This window comes from Pseudidiomarina salilacus (genome assembly GCF_047323925.1).
GTDB classification, from domain to species: domain Bacteria; phylum Pseudomonadota; class Gammaproteobacteria; order Enterobacterales; family Alteromonadaceae; genus Pseudidiomarina; species Pseudidiomarina salilacus.
Window position 1 is genome coordinate 125126 of sequence record NZ_CP178753.1, and the last position, 20021, is coordinate 145146.

General features: G+C 50.4%; 17 protein-coding genes. 9 read left to right on the forward strand and 8 right to left on the reverse strand.

Going from position 1 to position 20021, the window contains the following annotated elements; all coding sequences use genetic code 11:
- Positions 1-76: 76 nt before the first annotated feature.
- Positions 77-2338: a TonB-dependent receptor gene (locus ACJ8W9_RS12065; protein ID WP_411360225.1), complete on the reverse strand. Its 2262-nt coding sequence runs from the start codon at positions 2336-2338 to the stop codon at positions 77-79.
- Between the two features lie 163 nt (positions 2339-2501).
- On the opposite strand from ACJ8W9_RS12065, the gene ACJ8W9_RS12070 reads away from it, so the two are divergent.
- From ACJ8W9_RS12070 to ACJ8W9_RS12080, 3 genes are read left to right on the forward strand one after another with little or no spacing between them, the layout of a single operon-like run.
- Complete coding sequence (locus ACJ8W9_RS12070; RefSeq protein ID WP_411360223.1) at positions 2502-3797, forward strand: GntP family permease; 1296 nt, start codon at positions 2502-2504, stop codon at positions 3795-3797.
- A 20-nt stretch (positions 3798-3817) separates the two neighbouring features.
- Positions 3818-5488: a long-chain fatty acid--CoA ligase gene (locus ACJ8W9_RS12075; protein ID WP_411360221.1), complete on the forward strand. Its 1671-nt coding sequence runs from the start codon at positions 3818-3820 to the stop codon at positions 5486-5488.
- Positions 5489-5500: 12 nt separating this feature from the next.
- The gene (locus tag ACJ8W9_RS12080; protein WP_411360219.1) at positions 5501-6700 is read left to right on the forward strand and encodes an E22 family MetX-like putative esterase; all 1200 of its coding nucleotides are present in this window, start codon (positions 5501-5503) and stop codon (positions 6698-6700) included.
- 46 nt (positions 6701-6746) lie between these two features.
- Here ACJ8W9_RS12080 and ACJ8W9_RS12085 read toward each other — a convergent pair whose 3' ends face one another.
- Positions 6747-8522, reverse strand: a complete 1776-nt coding sequence (locus ACJ8W9_RS12085) for a TIGR03545 family protein (RefSeq protein WP_411360217.1) — start codon at positions 8520-8522, stop codon at positions 6747-6749.
- A 1-nt stretch (position 8523) separates the two neighbouring features.
- Positions 8524-9033 (reverse strand): TIGR03546 family protein, encoded by a 510-nt coding sequence (locus ACJ8W9_RS12090; protein WP_411360215.1) that lies wholly within the window; start codon positions 9031-9033, stop codon positions 8524-8526.
- Positions 9034-9181: 148 nt separating this feature from the next.
- On the opposite strand from ACJ8W9_RS12090, the gene ACJ8W9_RS12095 reads away from it, so the two are divergent.
- Together ACJ8W9_RS12095 and ACJ8W9_RS12100 are read left to right on the forward strand one after the other, a co-directional pair.
- Positions 9182-10648: a RimK family protein gene (locus ACJ8W9_RS12095; protein ID WP_411360213.1), complete on the forward strand. Its 1467-nt coding sequence runs from the start codon at positions 9182-9184 to the stop codon at positions 10646-10648.
- Positions 10648-11097 (forward strand): GNAT family N-acetyltransferase, encoded by a 450-nt coding sequence (locus ACJ8W9_RS12100; RefSeq protein WP_411360211.1) that lies wholly within the window; start codon positions 10648-10650, stop codon positions 11095-11097. The genes ACJ8W9_RS12095 and ACJ8W9_RS12100 overlap by 1 nt, the downstream gene beginning before the upstream one ends.
- On the opposite strand, the gene ACJ8W9_RS12105 is transcribed toward ACJ8W9_RS12100, so the two are convergent.
- Positions 11084-12133 carry a cysteine synthase A gene (locus tag ACJ8W9_RS12105; RefSeq protein WP_411361185.1) on the reverse strand — a complete coding sequence of 350 codons (1050 nt, stop codon included), beginning with the start codon at positions 12131-12133 and terminating at the stop codon, positions 11084-11086. The genes ACJ8W9_RS12100 and ACJ8W9_RS12105 overlap by 14 nt on opposite strands.
- Positions 12134-12147: 14 nt before the next feature.
- Positions 12148-12528: an Rcs stress response system protein RcsF gene (gene rcsF / locus ACJ8W9_RS12110; RefSeq protein WP_411360207.1), complete on the reverse strand. Its 381-nt coding sequence runs from the start codon at positions 12526-12528 to the stop codon at positions 12148-12150.
- 146 nt (positions 12529-12674) lie between these two features.
- On the opposite strand from rcsF, the gene cfa reads away from it, so the two are divergent.
- Entirely contained in the window at positions 12675-13796 is a 1122-nt protein-coding gene (gene cfa / locus ACJ8W9_RS12115; protein ID WP_411360205.1) for a cyclopropane fatty acyl phospholipid synthase, read from the forward strand.
- On the opposite strand, the gene ACJ8W9_RS12120 is transcribed toward cfa, so the two are convergent.
- Positions 13793-14839, reverse strand: coding sequence for an AI-2E family transporter (locus ACJ8W9_RS12120; protein WP_411360203.1), 1047 nt, complete (start codon positions 14837-14839; stop codon positions 13793-13795). The genes cfa and ACJ8W9_RS12120 overlap by 4 nt on opposite strands.
- An 82-nt stretch (positions 14840-14921) precedes the next feature.
- Between ACJ8W9_RS12120 and ACJ8W9_RS12125 the strand changes: the two genes are divergently transcribed.
- Genes ACJ8W9_RS12125 through kynU form a run of 3 tightly spaced genes read left to right on the forward strand, consistent with a single transcriptional unit; the run spans position 14922 to position 17502 of the window.
- Positions 14922-15416, forward strand: coding sequence for a DUF962 domain-containing protein (locus ACJ8W9_RS12125; protein ID WP_411360201.1), 495 nt, complete (start codon positions 14922-14924; stop codon positions 15414-15416).
- Positions 15413-16237, forward strand: coding sequence for an alpha/beta hydrolase (locus ACJ8W9_RS12130; protein WP_411361186.1), 825 nt, complete (start codon positions 15413-15415; stop codon positions 16235-16237). Before ACJ8W9_RS12125 ends, ACJ8W9_RS12130 begins: the two co-directional genes overlap by 4 nt.
- Before the next feature lie 5 nt (positions 16238-16242).
- A complete protein-coding gene (kynU, locus tag ACJ8W9_RS12135) occupies positions 16243-17502 on the forward strand; it encodes a kynureninase (protein WP_411360416.1) in 1260 nt (419 codons plus the stop codon).
- Here the strand turns inward: kynU and ACJ8W9_RS12140 are convergent.
- Both ACJ8W9_RS12140 and ACJ8W9_RS12145 read right to left on the reverse strand, forming a co-directional pair.
- Positions 17499-18350, reverse strand: a complete 852-nt coding sequence (locus ACJ8W9_RS12140) for a universal stress protein (protein WP_411360196.1) — start codon at positions 18348-18350, stop codon at positions 17499-17501. The genes kynU and ACJ8W9_RS12140 overlap by 4 nt on opposite strands.
- A 21-nt stretch (positions 18351-18371) precedes the next feature.
- A complete protein-coding gene (locus tag ACJ8W9_RS12145) occupies positions 18372-19862 on the reverse strand; it encodes a SulP family inorganic anion transporter (protein WP_411360194.1) in 1491 nt (496 codons plus the stop codon).
- Positions 19863-20021 lie beyond the last annotated feature (159 nt).

The window sequence follows — 20021 nt, forward strand, 5'->3', positions numbered from 1 at the left end:
AACCATGCTAGCGCGTCCAGAGTAAAAAGTCAGCGATTGCGCGCAGTTCACACGCAATCGCTGAGGATGTGAGGAGTTAGAACTTATACCCCACAGTCAGGGAGACAGTACGTGGGTCGCCATAGTAGGCCACCACTGCGTCATCGCCGAAGGTTGGACCGAAGTTGTAACCACCTACGCGGTACTCTTCGTCGGTAAGGTTTTTACCGTGTAAACCTACGCTCCATTGACCACTGTTTGAGTACCACATCAAGCTGGTATTCAACAAGCCGTAGCTATCTTGATCCAGCGGTGATGGCGCTTCAAACATTTGCGTATCATCGCGGAACGCATAGTTACCACTCCACACCAATTGACCATTAGCGAGGTCAAAGGTTTGGTTGAAACCAATGTTGTAAGTCAATTCAGGCGTGTTCTGGAATGACCATGCATCGGTAACATCAGTGGTCTCACCAGTCGCTGGCTCGGTGTAGACCACCGCGTCAAACTCAGCATCGATGTAACCGAGCATCGCGGTAAAGTTCAAGCTATCCGTTGCCGCAAATACAGTTTCAACTTCAAAGCCTTTTACGGTTGATTCACCCGCGTTCAGGACCTGTGATGAAATACCAGCTTCTACGACGCGCTGCACGGTAACCTGCATGTCGGTGTAGTCAGAGAAGAACACCGCACTGTTTAACCGCATGCGACCGTCGAGTAGCTCTGATTTCATACCGAACTCAAAGGTGTCGACCACTTCTGGATCGTACGGCTCGTCAATCGTTGGGTTCAACGACTTATCGGCGCGCATATCGACACCACCAGATTTAAAGCCATTACTGTAGCTACCATAGAACATCAGGTCGTTGTTAACTTGATAATTCAGTGCCACATGCGGTGAGAAGCGTGACCAGTCACCGCCACTGGTAAACTCAGAGTTGACCGCAAACGGGTCGCCAAAGGCAGCGCGAACTTGCGCAGGATCATAAGGTGTAGCGAGACCAGCATCGTTGATGTAATGTACGCCTAAATAAGTGTAACGGAACACATCAGCTTCTTTTTCGTCGTTGGTGTAACGACCACCCAGGGTCAGCGTCCAGTCATCGTTAAGGTCATAGTTACCTTGACCATAGACCGCAAAGCTATCGGTTTTGACACATCCGCCGTTATCAACGGTCACACCACCTAACGCGGCAAGGTAAAGCGGTAACACGGTGCCAAACACACCACAAGCTTCGCCGTCGTAATAGTAAACACCACCGACGAAGTCGAAGTCATTGTTGTTGGTGTAGCTTAGCTGGAATTCTTGGGTGAATTGCTCATCTTCATAAATCGCCGGCACCATGAAAATTGGCTCTCCGGTCGAGTTAAAGTCGATGTTGGTGTCGGTGTAACCTTCACGCTGCGCGGTAATCGATTTAAAACCCCAGTTGGCATCAATATCCCAATTGAAAGTCAGTGACATGCCTTCAGTTTCAACAATGTTAGCAACCGGCATGGCCGTATTGGAATCATAAACATTGTCGTAAGGTTCTTGCCCCGTAACCGCAGAAGCTAATAAACGATGTCCGCCTTTTGAGTTGGATTCGTCTTCGGTGTTGTCGTACGAGAACTTCAGATCCATATCGTCATTTATCAGCCATTTGGCCGATAAACGATAGGTCATCAGGTCTTTGTTATAGTTTTCTTCACCGGTATTGCGGTATTCGCCAAAACCATCGCGTTGCAAGGTAGCAACAGCGGCACCCACGAAGAAGTTATCGCTTAAGGCGGTTTGACCAGAGATTTTCAGGTCACGTTGATTAAAGCTACCAACGGTACCCTGAATCGCGAGTTCATCATAACCAGTGAGCTCTTTGGTCACATATTTCAACGCACCACCAATGGTGTTTTTGCCATACAGTGTTCCTTGTGGACCACGAAGCACCTCAATGCGTTCGATATCAAAGACTTCCAGCACTGCACCTTGCGGACGAGCAACGTAAACATCATCGATGTAAACACCAACGCCTGGCTCAAAACCCCAAAGCGGATCTTGTTGGCCAACGCCACGGATATAAGCTGTAAGTGTTGAGTTGGTGCCACGGCTGACTTGAATAGTCGCGTTCGGAATTCGTTGCTGTAGTTCGGTAATATCTTCAGCACCGATGGTGTCGAGATCGCCTGCTCCAAAAGAAGATACCGATACGGGTACTTCTTGCAGACTTTCAGTTTTACGACGAGCGGTTACCTCGATACGTTCGAGGCCTTCCATCTCGTTTTCTTCGTTGTTCTGTTGGTCCTGCGCGTATGCAGGCAAGCTCACTACTGAGGCAATAGCTAATGCGAGTAATGAATGGCGAAACTTGGGTTGACTCATGGTGTCATTCTCCCGGTTACTGTTATTGTTAGATTTGTAGCATCGTTACCCTAGCCTAAAGTCTCGCATTTGTATTCTGTACGTTAGTACTATGTAATTTCTAGCGTGACTCACGCATGATGTTGCCATCGCTTAAAGCCAAAATAATAAAAAGAGGTAATCCATGTTAAGCATGATCGGACTTATTGGCGGCTTGGTGCTGCTGATTGTGCTCACGCTCCGTGGCATGAACTTATTTATCAGCGCGCCTTTATGTGCTGTCGTTGTTGCCCTCACCAGTGGCGTGCCACTGTTTCAAGGCGAAGTTAATTTTGTCAGCGCCTACATGGATGGCTTCGCCAGCTTTGTCGCAGCCTGGTTCTTCATGTTTTTACTCGGCTCATTGTTCGGTAAGTTTATGGAAGATACTGGCGCAGCCGATAGCGTTGCCGATTGGATTATCTCTAAGCTCGGTAAGAAGCAAGCTGTACTCGCGGTGGTTTTAGCGTGTGCGATTCTGACCTATGGCGGAGTGAGCGTATTCGTTGTGGCGTTTTCGGTGTATCCGATGGCCTTGTCGCTATTTAAAGATGCGAACTTGCCACGGCGTTTTATCCCCGCGGCGTTAGCATTTGGCTCAGTGACCTTCACCATGACCTCAGCTGGTTCTCCCGAAATTCAAAACTGGATCCCGATTCAGTATCTCGGCACCTCACCCTACGCTGCTTGGGAAGTTTCTATGGTGGTCGCAGTACTGATGTTCATTATCGGTTACTGGTGGCTCACCAAAATGATCAAAAAAGCCGTCGACCGCGGTGAAAAGTTCGATAATCGCACTGGCGATCCGCAACTGGTGGAACGTGACCTGCCTTCGCCGCTCAGTGGCTTGGTACCGTTAATGGTGGTGCTGACGCTTAGCTTTTTATTCCATGAAGAGTTAAAACAGAACGCCCTGATTATTGCCTTGAGTGGTGGCGTTATTGCTATCGCCATTATTAACTTTCGTCACTTTCAAAATATGTCCAAAGCCATTGGCGAGGCCTCTACCGGAGCACTGATTGCCATCGGTAACACCTCTGCGGTGGTGGGTTTTGGCAGTATTGCGAAAGTCACACCAGCCTTCGCAGAAGCAGTCACCGCGATGACCAGTTTACCTGGTAACGAACTGATTGGTGCCGCGGTTGCGGTCAGTGTCATCGCTGGTCTAACGGGGTCAGCTTCAGGCGGCCAAGCAATCGCCCTACCTGAGATAGGCCCGCATTACTTGGATCAAGGCGTCAATCCTGACCAGTTGCACCGTATTGTCGCGATTTCGTCCGGCGCACTGGACTCATTGCCGCACAACGGCTACGTGGTGACGACCATTCGCGCGATCTGTAACGAGACACACCAAGCCGCTTACTGGCCAGTAGCCGCGGTCACCGTGGTCGTGCCGTTCATTGGTTTGAGCGTGGCCATTGCCTTATTTAATTTATTTTAAGAGACGTTAGGGCTGTAACGATGTTTGCGACCACTGAAGAAAACCAACCTAAGCTCGCCGGCGCTATGCAGGCGAGCCAACTGCTCATTATTGATTTGCTGAAGCACGCGGTGCGCCGGCATCCACAGCAACAAATTGTCAGTCGCCGGATTGAAGGCGACATCCACCGCTACAGCTACGCCGAGTGTTACCAGCGCAGCTGTCAACTTGCCCACAGCCTTGACAAACTTGGCGTACAGCCAGGCGATCGCGTGGCAACGCTGGCATGGAATACTTACCGGCATATGGAACTTTATTACGCCGTAAGCGGTATCGGTGCGGTGCTGCATACGGTGAACCCACGCTTATTTGCCGAACAGATCGAATGGATCTTGAATGATGCGCAGGCGCAATGGCTGTTTGTCGACGCTTGTTTTGCCGAACTCGCCGCCAGCGTTGTCGACCAAGTACCACAGTTACGTGGCGTGATTGTGCTTGCCGATAGCAAAGGAGAGATGCTAGCTGAGTGCCAGCCAAAACTTTATGCTTACGAGCAACTTTTGCATGAGCAATCAACGGCTTATAATTGGCCAGCGCTGCACGAAGATAGTGCCGCTTTGCTCTGCTATACATCGGGTACCACCGGACATCCTAAAGGCGTGCTCAGCTCGCATCGCGCCATGGTGCTGCACGCGCAGGCGACTGCAAGTGCTGAGCTACTTGATTTGCGCGCTGATACCGTACTCATGCCAATGGTTGCCATGTATCACGCTGGCGCTTGGGGTGCGCCTTATGCTGCACCACTCGCCGGCTGTAAACTGGTATTGCCGGGTAATGGCATGTCGGGGCCGGCGATGTATGAACTCATCGCTAGCGAGAATGTGACTGTAGGTCTTGGTGTACCCACTATCTGGTTGACTTTGCACAATTATTTACACGAAGCCGCGAGACAGATACCGAGCCTAGAGCGGGTTTGTGTCGGCGGTGCCGCCTCGCCATTGGGTTTAGTGAAGATTTTCGATGAGCAGTACGATGTGTATTGGCAGCCCATTTGGGGCATGACCGAAACGGGCCCCTTAGCCTGCTCAGCGCCACCAGAACCGAGTTTGATGGCACTACCTAAGCAGCAACGTTATGCCATACAAACGACCGCTGGCCGCGCCTGCTTTGGCGTGGCCATGGAGATCGTTGATGCTAATGGCAACCCACTGCCACATGATGGTGTCACCAGCGGGGAATTACGTGTCCGCGGCCCTTGGATAGCCAGTAGCTACTTTCAACGCGACGACCCTGATACCTTCGCCGATGGTTGGTTGGCGACTGGCGACATCGCAGTGATTGATCCGAATGGCTACATGAAAGTGGTCGACCGCAAAAAAGACGTGATCAAAAGCGGCGGCGAATGGATAAGTTCTCTTGATATCGAGAATATCAGTAGCCAACACCCAGCCGTCAATGAGAGCTGCGTGATTGGGGTGAAACATCCGAAATGGGATGAACGCCCACTGTTGCTGATTGTTCGCAACAAAGGCACCACAGTCGAGAAAGCGGATATTTATGACTTTCTCGAAGGCAAGATAGCGAAATGGTGGATGCCCGACGATATTGTATTTGTTAGCGAACTGCCGCATACCGGCACCGGCAAACTGGTCAAAAATGAGCTGCGCAAGCACTATCAGAACTATTTAATTGAGGCGTCAAAAGACGCATAAATGGAGTTAGTTATGCAACGTTATCTCGTGTTTATCCTATTGCTGCTTAGCATTGGCTTTAGTAGTGCTTGCAGTGCCTGGCAAACTGCAGAACCTGCGCCATTGTTGGTCGAAAAACAATCGTTCACGTTTGAGAATTACACCACCGTGGGCGGTCAAACCATTCCTGAGGTCACCGTGGGCTGGGAGAGCTATGGCGAACTGACTAAAGCAAAAGATAATGTGATTCTGATCACTCACTTCTTTTCGGGCAACAGTCATGCGGCCGGCAAGTACAGCGCCGACGATGCACTACCTGGCTACTGGGATAGCATTATCGGTCCGGGCAAAGCCATCGATACCAACAAGTACTTTGTCATCAGTTCAGATACACTAGTCAACGCCTTTCCTCACGACCCCAATGTCATCACGACTGGACCTGCTAGCATCAATCCAGCAACTGGCAAGCCATATGGTTTAGACTTCCCAGTAGTGACCATTCGTGATTTCGTGAACGTACAAGAGCGCTTGTTGGCTAGTTTGGGTATTGAGCAACTGCATGCTGTGGTCGGCGCTTCCATGGGTTCGCTACAGGCTCTGGAATGGGCCGTTGCCTATCCAGATAAGGTAGAACGCATGGTGTCAGTGATTGGTGCCGGAGCCATGGACGCCTGGACCATTATGGCATTGGAACATTGGGCGCGGCCGATCCGCAACGACCCGAACTGGAACAATGGCAATTATTACGACGGCGATGCCCCGTTGACCGGCGTGACTAGCACCTTAGCAATGATCACCCAACAGGCGATGCATCCGATTATCATGAATATGCGTGCGCCGAAACCTGAGGTCATGCCAAAAGCGATGTTAGAGAGCGTCACCAACAGTTCACCGGTACTCGACTATTTGTTCGCCAACTCAGCAGTGCGCGCGCCCCTCGCTGATGGTAATCACTTACTCTATTTAGTTCGCGCCAACCAGCTGTTCGTTGCCGGTCATGAAGACAGCCTCGCAAGCGGCATGGCCAAAGTACAGGCGAAAACGCTGTTTTTGCCGGCTAGCAACGACTTATTGCTGCAACCCTACCTTGCACAACAAGCAGTAGCAGCTCTGCAGGAACAAGGACAAGAGCCGCAATACGAGGAAATCGAAGGTGTATGGGGTCACTTAGATGGGTTATTTAGTATTGGCAGCAAAGCTGAAACACTCAAAACCTTTATTGAATCTGAATAGCCTGTTACGCAAATAAAAAACCGAGGCATTTGCCTCGGTTTTTTGTTTAATTACCGCCCAAAAGGCCTTTTAGCCGATCTTTCACTTTATCCTCGAGCTGGTCTTGTAACTGCGCTTCTAAAAGCTTTTGTAGTCGCTCTTGACGATTCTCGGCATCACCAAGCAAGCTGGTTAATTCACCCAACTCATCTTGGTATTCGCTGACAAAGCCATTGGATTGCGAGCTCAGTCGCTGCCGCAATTCACCTAGCTCGCCTTCAGCGGCATCGAGTGCTGCTGTTTTAAGGGCTTGTCCGAGTTGTCGATCTAAATCAGAGCGCAACGAGAAGTCGGGTTCAAACAATGCACCTTTAATATCGGCATTAATATCGAGCCGTTGCAACGTTTCCAGCGCTTCTGCGATCACCTGGGCCCATTGATTCTCAGCGTTCGCTTCGATCGCCATATCTGCTAAGCGTAAAATCGCGGTACCGTCGAACTGACTATCTCGCAATGCCACATTGCCTTCACTGTCGAGTAAGGCAGATACCAGTGTCGCAGCTAGTTCACTACGCTCACTCAGCGCGGTCTGTGCCAGATTCACGCCCTGCACTAGCCATTGCTGCCGAGCATCGATGCCCGATGCAGTAAGCGCTAACTCACCATTCAACTGCAATACATTCCATAAATCGTTGTTTTCACCACGCGCACGAAACGTAGTCGGTTGACCTAGCTGTTCATGTTGATGGGTAATGTTTTCCCAGTTCACATCCAGCACGGTTGGCCCGATGGCAAATTCCGTGCGTGCTTGTTTAATCAAGAAGTCAGGTGGTGCATCGGCATCGGTAAACGAAAACCAGATACCCTCACCACGTGGCGGTTTGACGACAGTTTCATCGGCCGAACGCTGCAACATTGGCGCCAGCTGACTGTAAGCGAGTAGCATATAATCCGCCCAGCGTTGCGCTTGCTCACCAAACAATACCGAAGTGATTTCGCTCAAACCTTGGCTGTTCAGCTGCATCAGTTCGCCAACACGATCCAAATCTTGCTGCGGCGCAGTTTTGACGTTTTCCATTTGTACCTTCAAATCGTCAACCGCCGTACTCACCACTTGTTTGAACTCTTCAAGAGCCTCTTGGTCAGCACGGAACTGCTCTTTCAAACTCTCGAATTGCTCGCGCCGCTCGGCTAACTGTTGCGGTGTACTGACATCACCTTCGCCCAGCGCTTTTACTTGTTGCTCATATTCAGAAAGCGCCTCTTTAGATGGCAACTTGGACAGCACATCCTCGACCCGTTGCTTTTGCGTAGTAAAACTTTCACGAGCAGATGCAATTGCAGCGGGGGTGCGCAGGTCAACACGCTCCATGACCTCGTCTAGCGAGGGCATTGCGAGTTGTAGCTGCTCCATACCAGCACCAAAATAGCCTTCTAACTGCGACTTATCAGGCACTTGATAGACATCACCGGCGCTGTCGCGCTGGGTATGCACACGAATGCCGGTACTGACCACATCTTCAAAGTGCAGACGCCCAAGGATGAGCTGTTCCCAATTGACCACGCCCGTTGCTTCGCCGACAGCCACACGATTGTATTCAGGTTGCGCAGGGTCCGTTACTTGAATATCGGTAATTTTAACGGTGAGTGGTACCCATTCGTGCTCAACTGAGCCAATATTTACCTCGGCACCATTTAATGTTCCTAAGCTGCGCTCCAACGACCATTTCAAGATCGTATCGAGTAACAACCAAGAAAACGCAGCAATAAGCGCGACGATTACGATGAACGCAACCAGCCCAGGCCAACGAAAAGCACTACGACGGACAGTATGCTGTTCCATATTATGACCCTCTTAATTCCGTATAAATTGCCCAAAAGCGATTAGCCTTCATTGCTTGTACGATGCGTAGGCGATTGAACCAAGCTTGGATGCGTTTGCGATACTGACTGACGATCCAGAAACTCACCAACGCTAAAACGGGAGCGAAAGCGATACTCAACACCAAACTGCCGAGCGTGATCGTGTGATGGAACTGCACCACGCGCCAAAATGCCGATTCGTACATGCTTTGCCACACCGGCTGCCAGCTTTCGGCAGACAAAATGGCAAAACCAACGCTGTGGAATACTGGGTCCAGTAAGTAAGCAATTCCTGAACAGATGACAAAGCTCAAAATAAAGCCCGACAAGTTCACGCGGAACAATAATGCGATGAGCAAAATCAGCAGGTTATGCACACGCCAGAGCGGCGTAAAACCCATGATCATCCCTAACACAAAGGCGATAGCGAGCGCCCAAGCACCCGATTCCGAATTCAACGCTCGCAGCAAACGAGCCAACAACGTGAGCATCCTCATTCTCCTTGCCCTATGTTTTGCTAAAAGCATAGCGTAATGCGCTAGATCTGCTACCCTTTTTTAGTAAAGCTTTCTGAAAATTTTGCTTGTGTTTTCGTAAATTTAGCCGTAAATATGCGCGCAAATTTCCATTGGAGTTCTCATGCAAAACGCTGCTCTCGTCATCCTTGATGACATCACGGATTGGCAACCTTATTACCCAAGCCAAGCCACTGTCACTGCTAGTGAATACTTACTGCAGCAAAACAGTAATACCCGCGCACAGATTCTTAATCTGTGTGGCGACCTCAGCTATCTATCTACCGGCTACTATGTCAGTTTGCTCGCCGAGGCGCGTGGTCAACGAGTGATGCCGTCGGTCACCACCATTAACGACTTAGCGAATTTCTCGCACTACCAGTTGTTATTGCCGGCGAATACCGACAAACAAATCAATAAATACCTTGGTCAACAAGGTCAACAAGAACCTCATCGCGTATTGATTTGTTTCGGCCAAAGCGAACATCCGCAACTAAGCGGCTTTGCACGACAGATTTTTGATCGTTATCCATGCCCTATTTTATGGGTCGAGTTTAGCTATCAAGGCCGCTGGTTTATTCAACGGCTTTACGCTGGGCAGTTAACGGAACTGAATGACGCTCAGCAAACACTGTTTGGCGAAGCCCTCGATAGCTTCAGTAAGCGTGTGTGGCGCAAGGCTCGGTCACCGAAAGAGTACCGTTATGATTTAGCGATCTTACATGACCCTAACGAACCCATTCCGACCAGCGACAAAAAAGCCCTACAGCGCTTTATTAAAGCTGCACGCGATGCTGATATCGATGCCGAGCTCATTACTGCCGACGATTACAACCGTTTGTTGGAATATGATGCACTATTCATTCGAGAAACAACGCGCATCAACCATTATACCTACCACTTTGCGAAAAAAGCCGAAGCCAATGGCATGGTGGTGATAGATGCGCCCCATTCTATTTTGCAGTGTGCGAACAAGGTATTTTTGAAAGAGTTGCTCGATAAGCACAAGATTCCAACGCCGCGCACCGAATTATTGTTAAGTCAGCAAGACATCGATTTTGAAGCGATTGGCGAGCGCATGGGCTACCCAGTGGTGTTGAAGATTCCTGACGGGTCATTTTCTATCGGTGTCGAAAAAGCCGAGAATATCGACGAACTTAGGGCGATCGCCGCCGAACTTTTCAAAAAATCGACGATTTTATTAGCTCAAGAGTTTGTCCGTACCGATTTTGATTGGCGCATTGGCGTTTTGAATAATAGGCCGATTTACGCCTGTAAGTATTTGATGGCGCGCAACCATTGGCAAATCTATAACCATGCCAGTGCTAGCAGTCGCGGCAAGTCGGGTGGGTTTGAGACCGTCGGTGTGCATCAGGTACCGAAAGAAGTTGTAAAAACCGCTTTGCAAGCGACACGCCTGATTGGTGATGGCCTCTATGGTGTCGATATGAAAGTGACGCACAAAGGACCGGTGATTATCGAAATCAATGATAACCCGTCAATTGATTCGGGCGTTGAAGATTTATTGCTCGGCGATGAACTGTATCACATCATCATGCGTGATTTTGCGCGTCGCTTGGACGAAAAATAATGGCGCTAGAGGTACGTCGTGCGACGAGTCACGACCTGAACGAGCTAGTCGCACTTGAGGCTGCAACTTTTGATTACAGCCAGATGGGACGACGTAGCTTTCAGCGCTTATTAAAAGCACATAGTGCCCACGTGTTCGTGTGTCGCGAACAGGCTCAATTGCTTGGCTATAGTCTGTTATTGACGCGCAGTAATAGCAAAATTTGGCGCTTGTATTCCATCGCTGTCGCTGCGGCGGCGCGCGGCAAAGGAGTCGGTAAGTTATTGCTTGAACACGCTATTCAGCAGGCTACTGATCAGCACGCAAGTGCGCTTTCATTGGAAGTGAAAACCGACAATAAAGCGGCGATTGAGCTCTATCGCCGCTATGATTTTGAAGTCGTTGATGTATTGCCAGACTATTACCCAGATGGCACGGACGGCTACCGGATGCGGCTTAGCTTGCGCTAGCCGCGTACCAGACGCGTTCACCTTGGTCGCGATAGCGTGCCAGCAACTCTTGAATGGGTTCTGGCTCAATATTCATGCCGCGCTGACGTAAGTAACTTTCGCTGTAAAGCTTGCTCGCCGAACGCTCACCTAGATCACAAGCGAAGGTCACGATCGTTTTGCCCGGCCCGTGCAGCAACGCAGCTTGCAGAGCACCGGCAAGATTCAAAGCTGAACTACTACCCAGCACGATACCTTCTTGATCACGTACAAAGCGCGATAAGCTGACCAAGTCTTGGTCGGGCAAGTTCACTGCAGCATCAATCCGCGCTTGCTTAAAGTTCTCGACCAAACGCATGATACCGATACCCTCAGTAAATGAGCTACCGTTACTGATGTATTCACCTTGCTTGAGGTAACTATAAATTCCAGAACCGTCAGGATCAGCCAACCAGACCTGCACGTTTTCATTGCGCTCTTTCAGGTACATGGAGTTGCCGGCAATAGTACCGCCGGTGCCTGCGACAGACACTAAGATATCGACCGCACCTTCAGTTTGTTGCCAAATTTCAGGCCCGGTTCCGAGATAGTGCGCACGCGCGTTGCTCGTGTTCTCAAATTGATTGGCCCACCAACAATCATCGCGTTCAGCGGCGATGCGACGTGCAGTATGGTAGAAGTGATTATCGTTTTTGAAGGGAACTGGGGCGACGGTTTTCAGTTCTGCGCCGTGAAGCCGAATCATGCGCTCTTTTTCAGGTGTTTGGTCATTCGGCATTACCGCCAACATTTTCAGACCTAGCGCCCGCGCAACGACCGCAAGTCCAATGCCGGTATTGCCTGCGGTACCCTCGACGACCGTCATACCGGGTTGTAGCTCACCGCTATCCATAGCGTCTTTAATCATCTGATAAGCGGCGCGATCTTTAATTGAACCACCAGGATTTTGCGATTCTAATTTCAGCCAAATATCACATCCGGTAAGTTCCGACAGTGAGCGCACACGGATCATATCCGTTTGCCCAATCAAATCTGTTGAACGCTGCGCTACTCGCATGCTGTACTCCTTGACTAGTTTTGGTTGATTTGCTGATAAGCTGCGCCCGTGCATAGCCATCTTTCATCGCACCCCGCGCCAGCAGTTTGCTGGCAACCTTGCAATACCACAGTGTCAGCTTGGCGTTGGGCGGCAGCAAGTTTGAGCTGCAGTAACGCGGCATTATGTGACGCAGGGCCACCGCTCACTTGACTGCTGCACGACTCACCGCTCACTTCACCAACCGCGTTATAGCGCACATCGGTTCGCGTCAGTTCATACGGTTTTACGAAGCGAACTTGATCAGCTTGCGCTAATTGCTCGGCACTGAAACCCTCAGGGGTGCTAGTACAACCGCTGAGCAGAGCAGTGCAACCTAGTAGCGCTGTGAGTATGCTTATCTTCAATTTATTCATCTGTTGCCTCATACCTGAGTGTCAGAAAAGCTGACGTGTATCGCAAGCTAAAGTTTAGAACGAATCGAACTAAGCTAGTAGTACCCTGCGGTAGTCGGCGAAATTCTCTAGTTTAGCTACACTTATGAGAAAAAAGGAGCCGATGTATGCGATCACAAGCCTATGTTGAGAATTTACTGAGTGAAGCCGATGTTATCATCAATGGTGCACGGCCGTGGGATATTCAAGTACATGATACACAACTCTACGCGCAGACTTTGGCGCGCGGTAATCTAGGTTTGGGCGAAGCCTACATGCGCGGCTGGTGGGATTGTGAGCAGCTAGATGAATTCTTCCACCGCGTGCTCCGCGCCAATATCGGTGCACACATTCAACCCGCGCGATTTTTCTGGCATCACCTAAAAGCACGACTACTGAATCTGCAAGCAGGTAAACGCGCTTGGCAAGTTGGCCAGCATCACTACGACAAGGGCAATGACCTGTATCAAGCCATGCTCGACGAGCGTATGGTCTACACCTGCGGCTATTGGCAGCAAGCAGACAATCTGGTGGATGCCCAACGCGATAAACTCGAGCTCATTTGCCGCAAGTTGCAGTTGCAACCAGGCATGCGCGTACTCGATATCGGCTGCGGATGGGGTAGTTTTATGAAATATGCAGCAGAAAATTACGGAGTGCGCTGCGTTGGTGTAACGGTCTCCGAGGCGCAAGTCGAACTCGGTAAGCGTTTGTGCGAGGGCCTTCCCGTTGAATTCCGTTTACAAGATTATCGTGCGCTCAATGAGCCCTTCGATGCAGTCGTCAGTATCGGCATGTTCGAACATGTTGGACAAAAGAATTACCGCACCTTTATGCAAGTGGTGGAGCGCTGTTTGCAACGTGATGGCTTGTTTTTATTACACACCATTGGCAGGAATCGAGATGTGCGCGGCACCGATCCATGGATCAACAAATACATCTTCCCAAATGGCGAGCTACCCTGCTTAGCACACATCGACCGGGCGTCTCGTGATTTATTCTGTGCTGAAGATGTGCATAATTTTGGCGCTGATTATGATACGACTTTGCTGGCGTGGTGGCAGAACTTCGAGCGCAATTGGTCACAACTTAAAACCAGTTATGACGAAACTTTCTACCGCATGTGGCGTTATTATTTGTTGTCCTGTGCCGGTGCTTTTCGGGCTCGCGACTTGCAACTGTGGCAGTGGGTCTTTAGTAAGCCAGGGTTGAGCGGCGGTTATCACCGCCCCACCCTAGCGCATCGTTAAAGTTCGCCATTAAAGTCTTTCATAAAGATTTGCCAGGTGGCCATAAATAATGCGGCCACCAATGGACCTATGACGAATCCATTGATGCCAAATAGCGAGATACCACCAATGGTTGAGAACAGCACCACATAATCAGGCAGTTTGGTATCGCGACCCACCAGAATGGGACGTAGCACGTTATCGGCCAGGCCAATGACAATAGCACCATAGCCCAAGAGTACGGTTGCACTTATCCACGAGCCGGTAGCGTATAGGTAGATACAAACTGGGAACCAAATAATCGCCGCCCCTACAGCAGGAATCAGCGATAAGAAGGCCATCACTACGCCCCATAACAGCGGCCCGGGGATATCTAATATCCAGAAAATAATGCCGCCTAGCGTACCTTGCACGATGGCGACCACTAGGTTGCCTTTGACCGTTGCGCGGGTCACTTCAGCGAATTTCTGGAACAAGGCATGCTCACGCTCATCACCTAATGGCAGTGCTTTGACGATAAGGTGTACTAACTGTTCGCCGTCGCGTAGCAAGAAGAACGTAAGATACATCATCAGCGCCAAGCTAATTAAAAAGCTAAATGTATTCTGACCGATGCTAAAGGTTTCTTTGGCTAAGAATTGCGACGCCGACACCATCCAGTCCGAAATCCGCTCTTTTAGATTGTTGGTATCAATACCAAATTCAACCAAGAGCGTATCAATCCAAGGAAAGGCATCACGTAGCCGCTGCAAGATTTGTCTTGGATCGATTTCACCGGCTTCAACGCGTTGGTAGAACTGTACGCCTTCGCTAACGAAGGCCATACTCAACAGAATGACTGGAATGACAACAATCGCCATACAAATGAGCAAGGTAATACCTGCGGCGGTATTCGGTCGCTCACCGATACGGCGTACGATAAGACGTTGCACGGGAGCGAAAATTACAGTGACTGCACAAGCCCAGAAGATAGCGCCCCAAAATGGTTCTAAAATAAAACCAAACGCTAGGCTCACCAGTATTAGCAAAACCAGAAACGAGCGCTGCTCCAATTTATCGCGCATGAGTTTTCCTTTTGGTTAGTTTTCTATTTATAGTAGACAGCAAAACAGTATAGTGACAGTAAGCACAACACGGAACAACACTATGAAAACAATAACTGACCATTTAGCGGGTTATGCCGCTTACCATCGTGACCGCCGTAACATTGCCACCCACTTGGTGGGTATTCCGATGATTGTCATCGCCATACAAATTCTGCTCTCTCGCCCGCTGTGGGAAATGGGCGCATGGTTTATCACACCAGCGCTGGTGGTCGCTATTTTGGCATCGGTGTTCTATCTCGCACTTGACCGTCCACTCGGAATTTTGATGGCGGTCTTGTTGGCATTAACCGTCTTACTTGGCAACCAAGTAGCAGCGCTTTCAACCACCGTATGGCTGAGCTGGGGCATCGGTCTATTTGTCGTTGGTTGGGTGTTTCAATTCATCGGGCATTATTTTGAAGGCAAAAAGCCTGCGTTTGTCGACGACATCATGGGACTTGCGGTTGGACCTTTGTTCGTAGTTGCGGAAGTTGTCTTTATGCTCGGTCTGAAACGTGATTTACACCAAGCCATCGAGGCACGATTTCAACAATGAAAGTCAATTTCACTAGTTTAATTGCGGCGGCTTTGCTCGCCACTCCAACTGTTGCTGACGAACTCGTCAGTCCCAATGTGAGCTATACCAGCGTCACCGAATTGTCGGTCTCTGAACCCTACACCACCTTCACTTACGGTGATGATCCGTTACAATTCGTCGAGCATTGGCCAGCCCTCAACGCCGATGCAATGGCGCCTTTAATCGTTTTCATTCATGGCGGTTGCTGGCTCAACGCCTACGACATCGCGCACACGCGTCCCGCGGCACAAGCCCTAGCTCAAGCGGGCTATGAAGTCGCAAGTATCGAATATCGCCGCACCGGTGATGAGGGCGGCGGCTGGCCAGGTACGTTTAAAGATGTTTTCCAAGCGCTGCTGGTGACGTTAACGCGGCCACCGTTGCAAGCAAGCGAACGCGAAGTCGTGGTGATGGGACACAGCGCTGGTGGGCATTTAGCAATTCTTGCCGGACAGGCTCTCGCTAAAGAGGTTGATCACGTCGTTGGGCTTGCAGCCATTACTGACTTGACCACCTATGCAGCCGGTGAATCGGGTTGTGAACAGGCAGCGGCGAGCTTTATGGCAAGCGCTGCAGCCGCGGATTGGCAGCAAGCCGACCCCGCACAGCAAGAGTTTTCCGTGGCTATCACCCTGTTACAAGGCACTGCCGATAGTATTGTGCCACCGCAGCAAGCTGAAGCCTTAGCCGACCAAGCCGAGATCGTTACCGTGCAGGACGCCGGACATTTCGATTGGGTTCATCCACACTCACCCGCATGGCAGCGTCTTCTCCAAACTCTCGAGCAGTTAACGTTATGAGTGCAATTGATTTTAGCGCGCTGGATACATTAGATCAGCGCGACCCTCTGGCTGACAAACGCCAACTTTTTAAAATTCCCGAAGACACGATTTATCTTGATGGTAACTCGTTAGGATTGTTAACCCATGCAACCCAGCAACGGATAGCTGACGTCACCGCCGAGCAATGGGGACAAGATGCCATCAGTAGTTGGAATAAACACCAATGGGTCCACTTACCGCGCCTTGTCGGTGATAAATTGGCGCCCATCATTGGTGCGGCAGCGGGTCAGGTGATTTGTTGTGACTCTATTTCAGTGAATTTATTCAAAGCACTCAGCGCAGCTTTACAGCTGCAGCGTGAACGCGGCGAACAGCACCGCAACAAAGTCATTTCAACGCGCGATAACTTCCCCACCGACTTGTATATGGTACAAGGACTGGAACAATTACTCGGTGCACAACGCTGTCATTTGCAAATGGTTGAAGAAGCCGAGTTAATCACTCATGCTGATAGCTTATTTGATGCTGAAACTGCCATTCTGTTAGTCACCGAAGTCAATTTCCGTAGCGGTCGGCGATTACCCATCGCAGAGCTTATTCGCAAAGCCCATGCTGCTGGCGTACTGGTGATTGTTGATTTAGCCCATAGTGCTGGTGCTATGCCTGTTCTTCTCGACGAATGGCAAGCCGATTTTGCGGTAGGTTGCACTTATAAATATTTAAACGGTGGGCCCGGTGCACCGGCCTTTGTTTACGTTGCGCAGCGACATCTCGGTCAGTTTTTACAGCCGCTTGCCGGTTGGTTTGGTCATGCCCAGCCGTTTGCCTTTGAGCCACGCTATGAGCCTGCGCCAGGCATCGAAATCATGCTCAGTGGCACGCCATCAGTACTGGCAATGGCAGCAGTAGATAGCGCGCTAGACGCCTTTACAGGGGTCGACTTGGCTGTGATTCGGGAAAAGTCGCTCGCGCTTGCCGAGGCGTTTTTGCAGCAATTGGCAGCAAGTGGCCTTGCCGCCGAATTCGAATGTATTTCGCCAGCGGCAGCAGAACGCGGGAGTCAATTAAGCTTTGCTCATCCGCAAGCTTACGCCATATGCCAAGCACTCATTGCCGCGAAAGTCGTCGCTGACTTTCGCGCGCCGCATTACTTACGCGTTGGATTTACGCCGCTGTACACCAGCTTCCGTGATATCGGTGTGGCGGTCGAGCGGCTGACCTACATCATGCGCGAGCAAACTTACTTGCAACCGCAGTATCAACAACGTCAGGCAGTCACCTAGCGCAGCACTAATACCGGCGAGGAGCTCTCTTGTAGCATCCGCATGGTGGTGCTACCAACTAAAAACTGACGAATGCGTGAGTGGCCAAAGGCCCCCATCACCATGATGTCGATAGCCTGCTCGGTTTGATAGTTATGCAGTGCTTGTTCTACATCGCCAGCGAGCAAGGCGGTTTTTACCTCATGGCCACCGCCTTGCAGCTGCTGTGCAGCCCACTCGAGGCGCTCACGGTTATCAGCCGTGTCGGCATCAACCATCACCACATGTACAGGCATGCCCTTAAACATCGGGCTCTGTGCCAAGAGCTCAATGCCCTTTTTGGTAGTAGGGCTACCATCGAAAGCCAGCATCGCACTTTTCGGTTCGCTGAAGCTATCCGGCGTCAACAATAACGGCCGATGCACTGTGCGGATGACAGTTTCCAAGTGACTTCCTACTTTGTGCAGTTGATTCACTGAATCTTCACCATGCAAACCTAGCACCGCCAGCCGCACATCTTCTTCCATATCGAGCAGCGTGGTCGCTAACTCACCATGGCGCTGACGCTGATGCACAGTTTCCACGCCCAGTTGCTGAATCTTCTCGGCCGCTTGCTCGAGAACCATGTGGCCGTGTTTAAGTGCTATTTTCGCGCGTTGCTCATCAAGCTCGGCAAGCTGTTCGAGCAAATGCTCACGCGTGCCCAAACCGATATTGCCAGTGACATCGGTGCTTGCTTCCAATGAGTTGTCCTCAAGCACGTGCAGCAACATTAACGGCGCGCTAAGTTGCTTCGCGGCCCAAGCTGAATAGTCGCATACCGCTGTGTTTGCGGTGGCAGCATCGATACATCCAATTACGTATGACATGTGTTTCTCCTCAGCTGGGGCCTAATGGCCGCCCATAATTTGATCGGCAGCACCAGGTTTGTCGTGCACGCCAAAGCGGTCAACAATAGTGGCACTTGCTTCGTTTAAGCCAATGACTTCAACTTCGGCGCCGTCTCGACGGAATTTTAAGACCACTTTGTCGAGCGCTCCGACCGCAGTGATATCCCAGAAGTGCGCTTTGGTTAGATCAATCACCACTTTATCGAGAGCTTCTTTAAAGTCAAAAGAAGAGACAAATTTATCGGCTGAACTAAAGAAAACTTGACCAATCACATGGTAATGACGCTCTGTTCCGGCGTCATTAATGGTCGAGCCAACATGCATAAAGTGGCCAATTTTGTTGGCGAAGAACATAGCTGCAAGCAGCACCCCTACGCCCACACCGATGGCGAGATTGTGGGTTGCTACCACGACCACCACAGTGGTGACCATCACAATGTTGGTCGACAACGGATGCTTGCGCATTTGTCGTAGTGAATCCCAACTAAAGGTACCAATCGACACCATGATCATCACAGCGACCAGCGCTGCCATTGGAATTTGCTTTAGCCACTCGTCTAGCAACACGATCATCACCATCAAGAACACCCCTGCAACGAGCGTTGACAATCGTCCCCGACCGCCAGATTTCACGTTGATCACCGACTGACCAATCATGGCGCAACCGGCCATACCGCCAAACAAGCCAGCGCCAATATTGGCGATACCTTGGCCACGACATTCGCGGTTTTTATCACTGGTAGTGTCGGTGAGATCATCAACGATGGTGGCGGTCATCATCGATTCCAGCAAACCAACTACCGCGAGCCCCATCGAATACGGGAAGATAATCATCAGCGTATCGAGATTCAATGGCACATCCGGCCACAAAAAAACTGGTAGGGTGTCAGGCAAATCACCCATATCGCCAACGGTACGGATATCTATGTTAAAGGCAATAGCAACTGCGGTAAGACCGATGATACAGACCAATGGCGACGGCAACAGCTTGCCAATTTTCGGTACATAGGGGAACAAGTAAATAACCCCCAAACCAGCGGCTGTCATGGCATACACATGCCACGTTACATTGGTGAGCTCAGGTAACTGTGCCATAAAAATCAAGATCGCGAGCGCGTTGACGAAACCGGTGACGACCGAACGCGACACAAAGCGCATCAAATCACCGAGCTTGAGTACACCCATAATGATTTGCAGGACACCGGTGAGTAGCGTGGCGGCGAGTAAGTACTCAAGCCCATGCTCTTTGACGAGTGTCACCATCAACAGCGCCATTGCGCCAGTTGCTGCTGAGATCATACCAGGACGACCACCGACAAAGGCAATAATGACCGCGATACAGAAAGAGGCATACAAGCCTACTTTCGGATCAACACCGGCGATAATCGAAAACGCAATCGCTTCAGGAATAAGCGCCAGCGCCACTACGATACCTGCAAGCACATCACCGCGGATATTCGATAGCCACTGACTACGAATCGTATTCATCATGTTTTAATTCACTTTTTAGAGTTTAACGTTTATCTCTGAACGAGATCGATCAAGCTTGCCGACTCTTGTAGAGCCAGCAAAAATAGGAGGGGTGTTACGTCTAGGGTGGCGTAAGTTCTTTCATAAGGCGCGCATCATACAGAAACGCGCGCCGTGAGA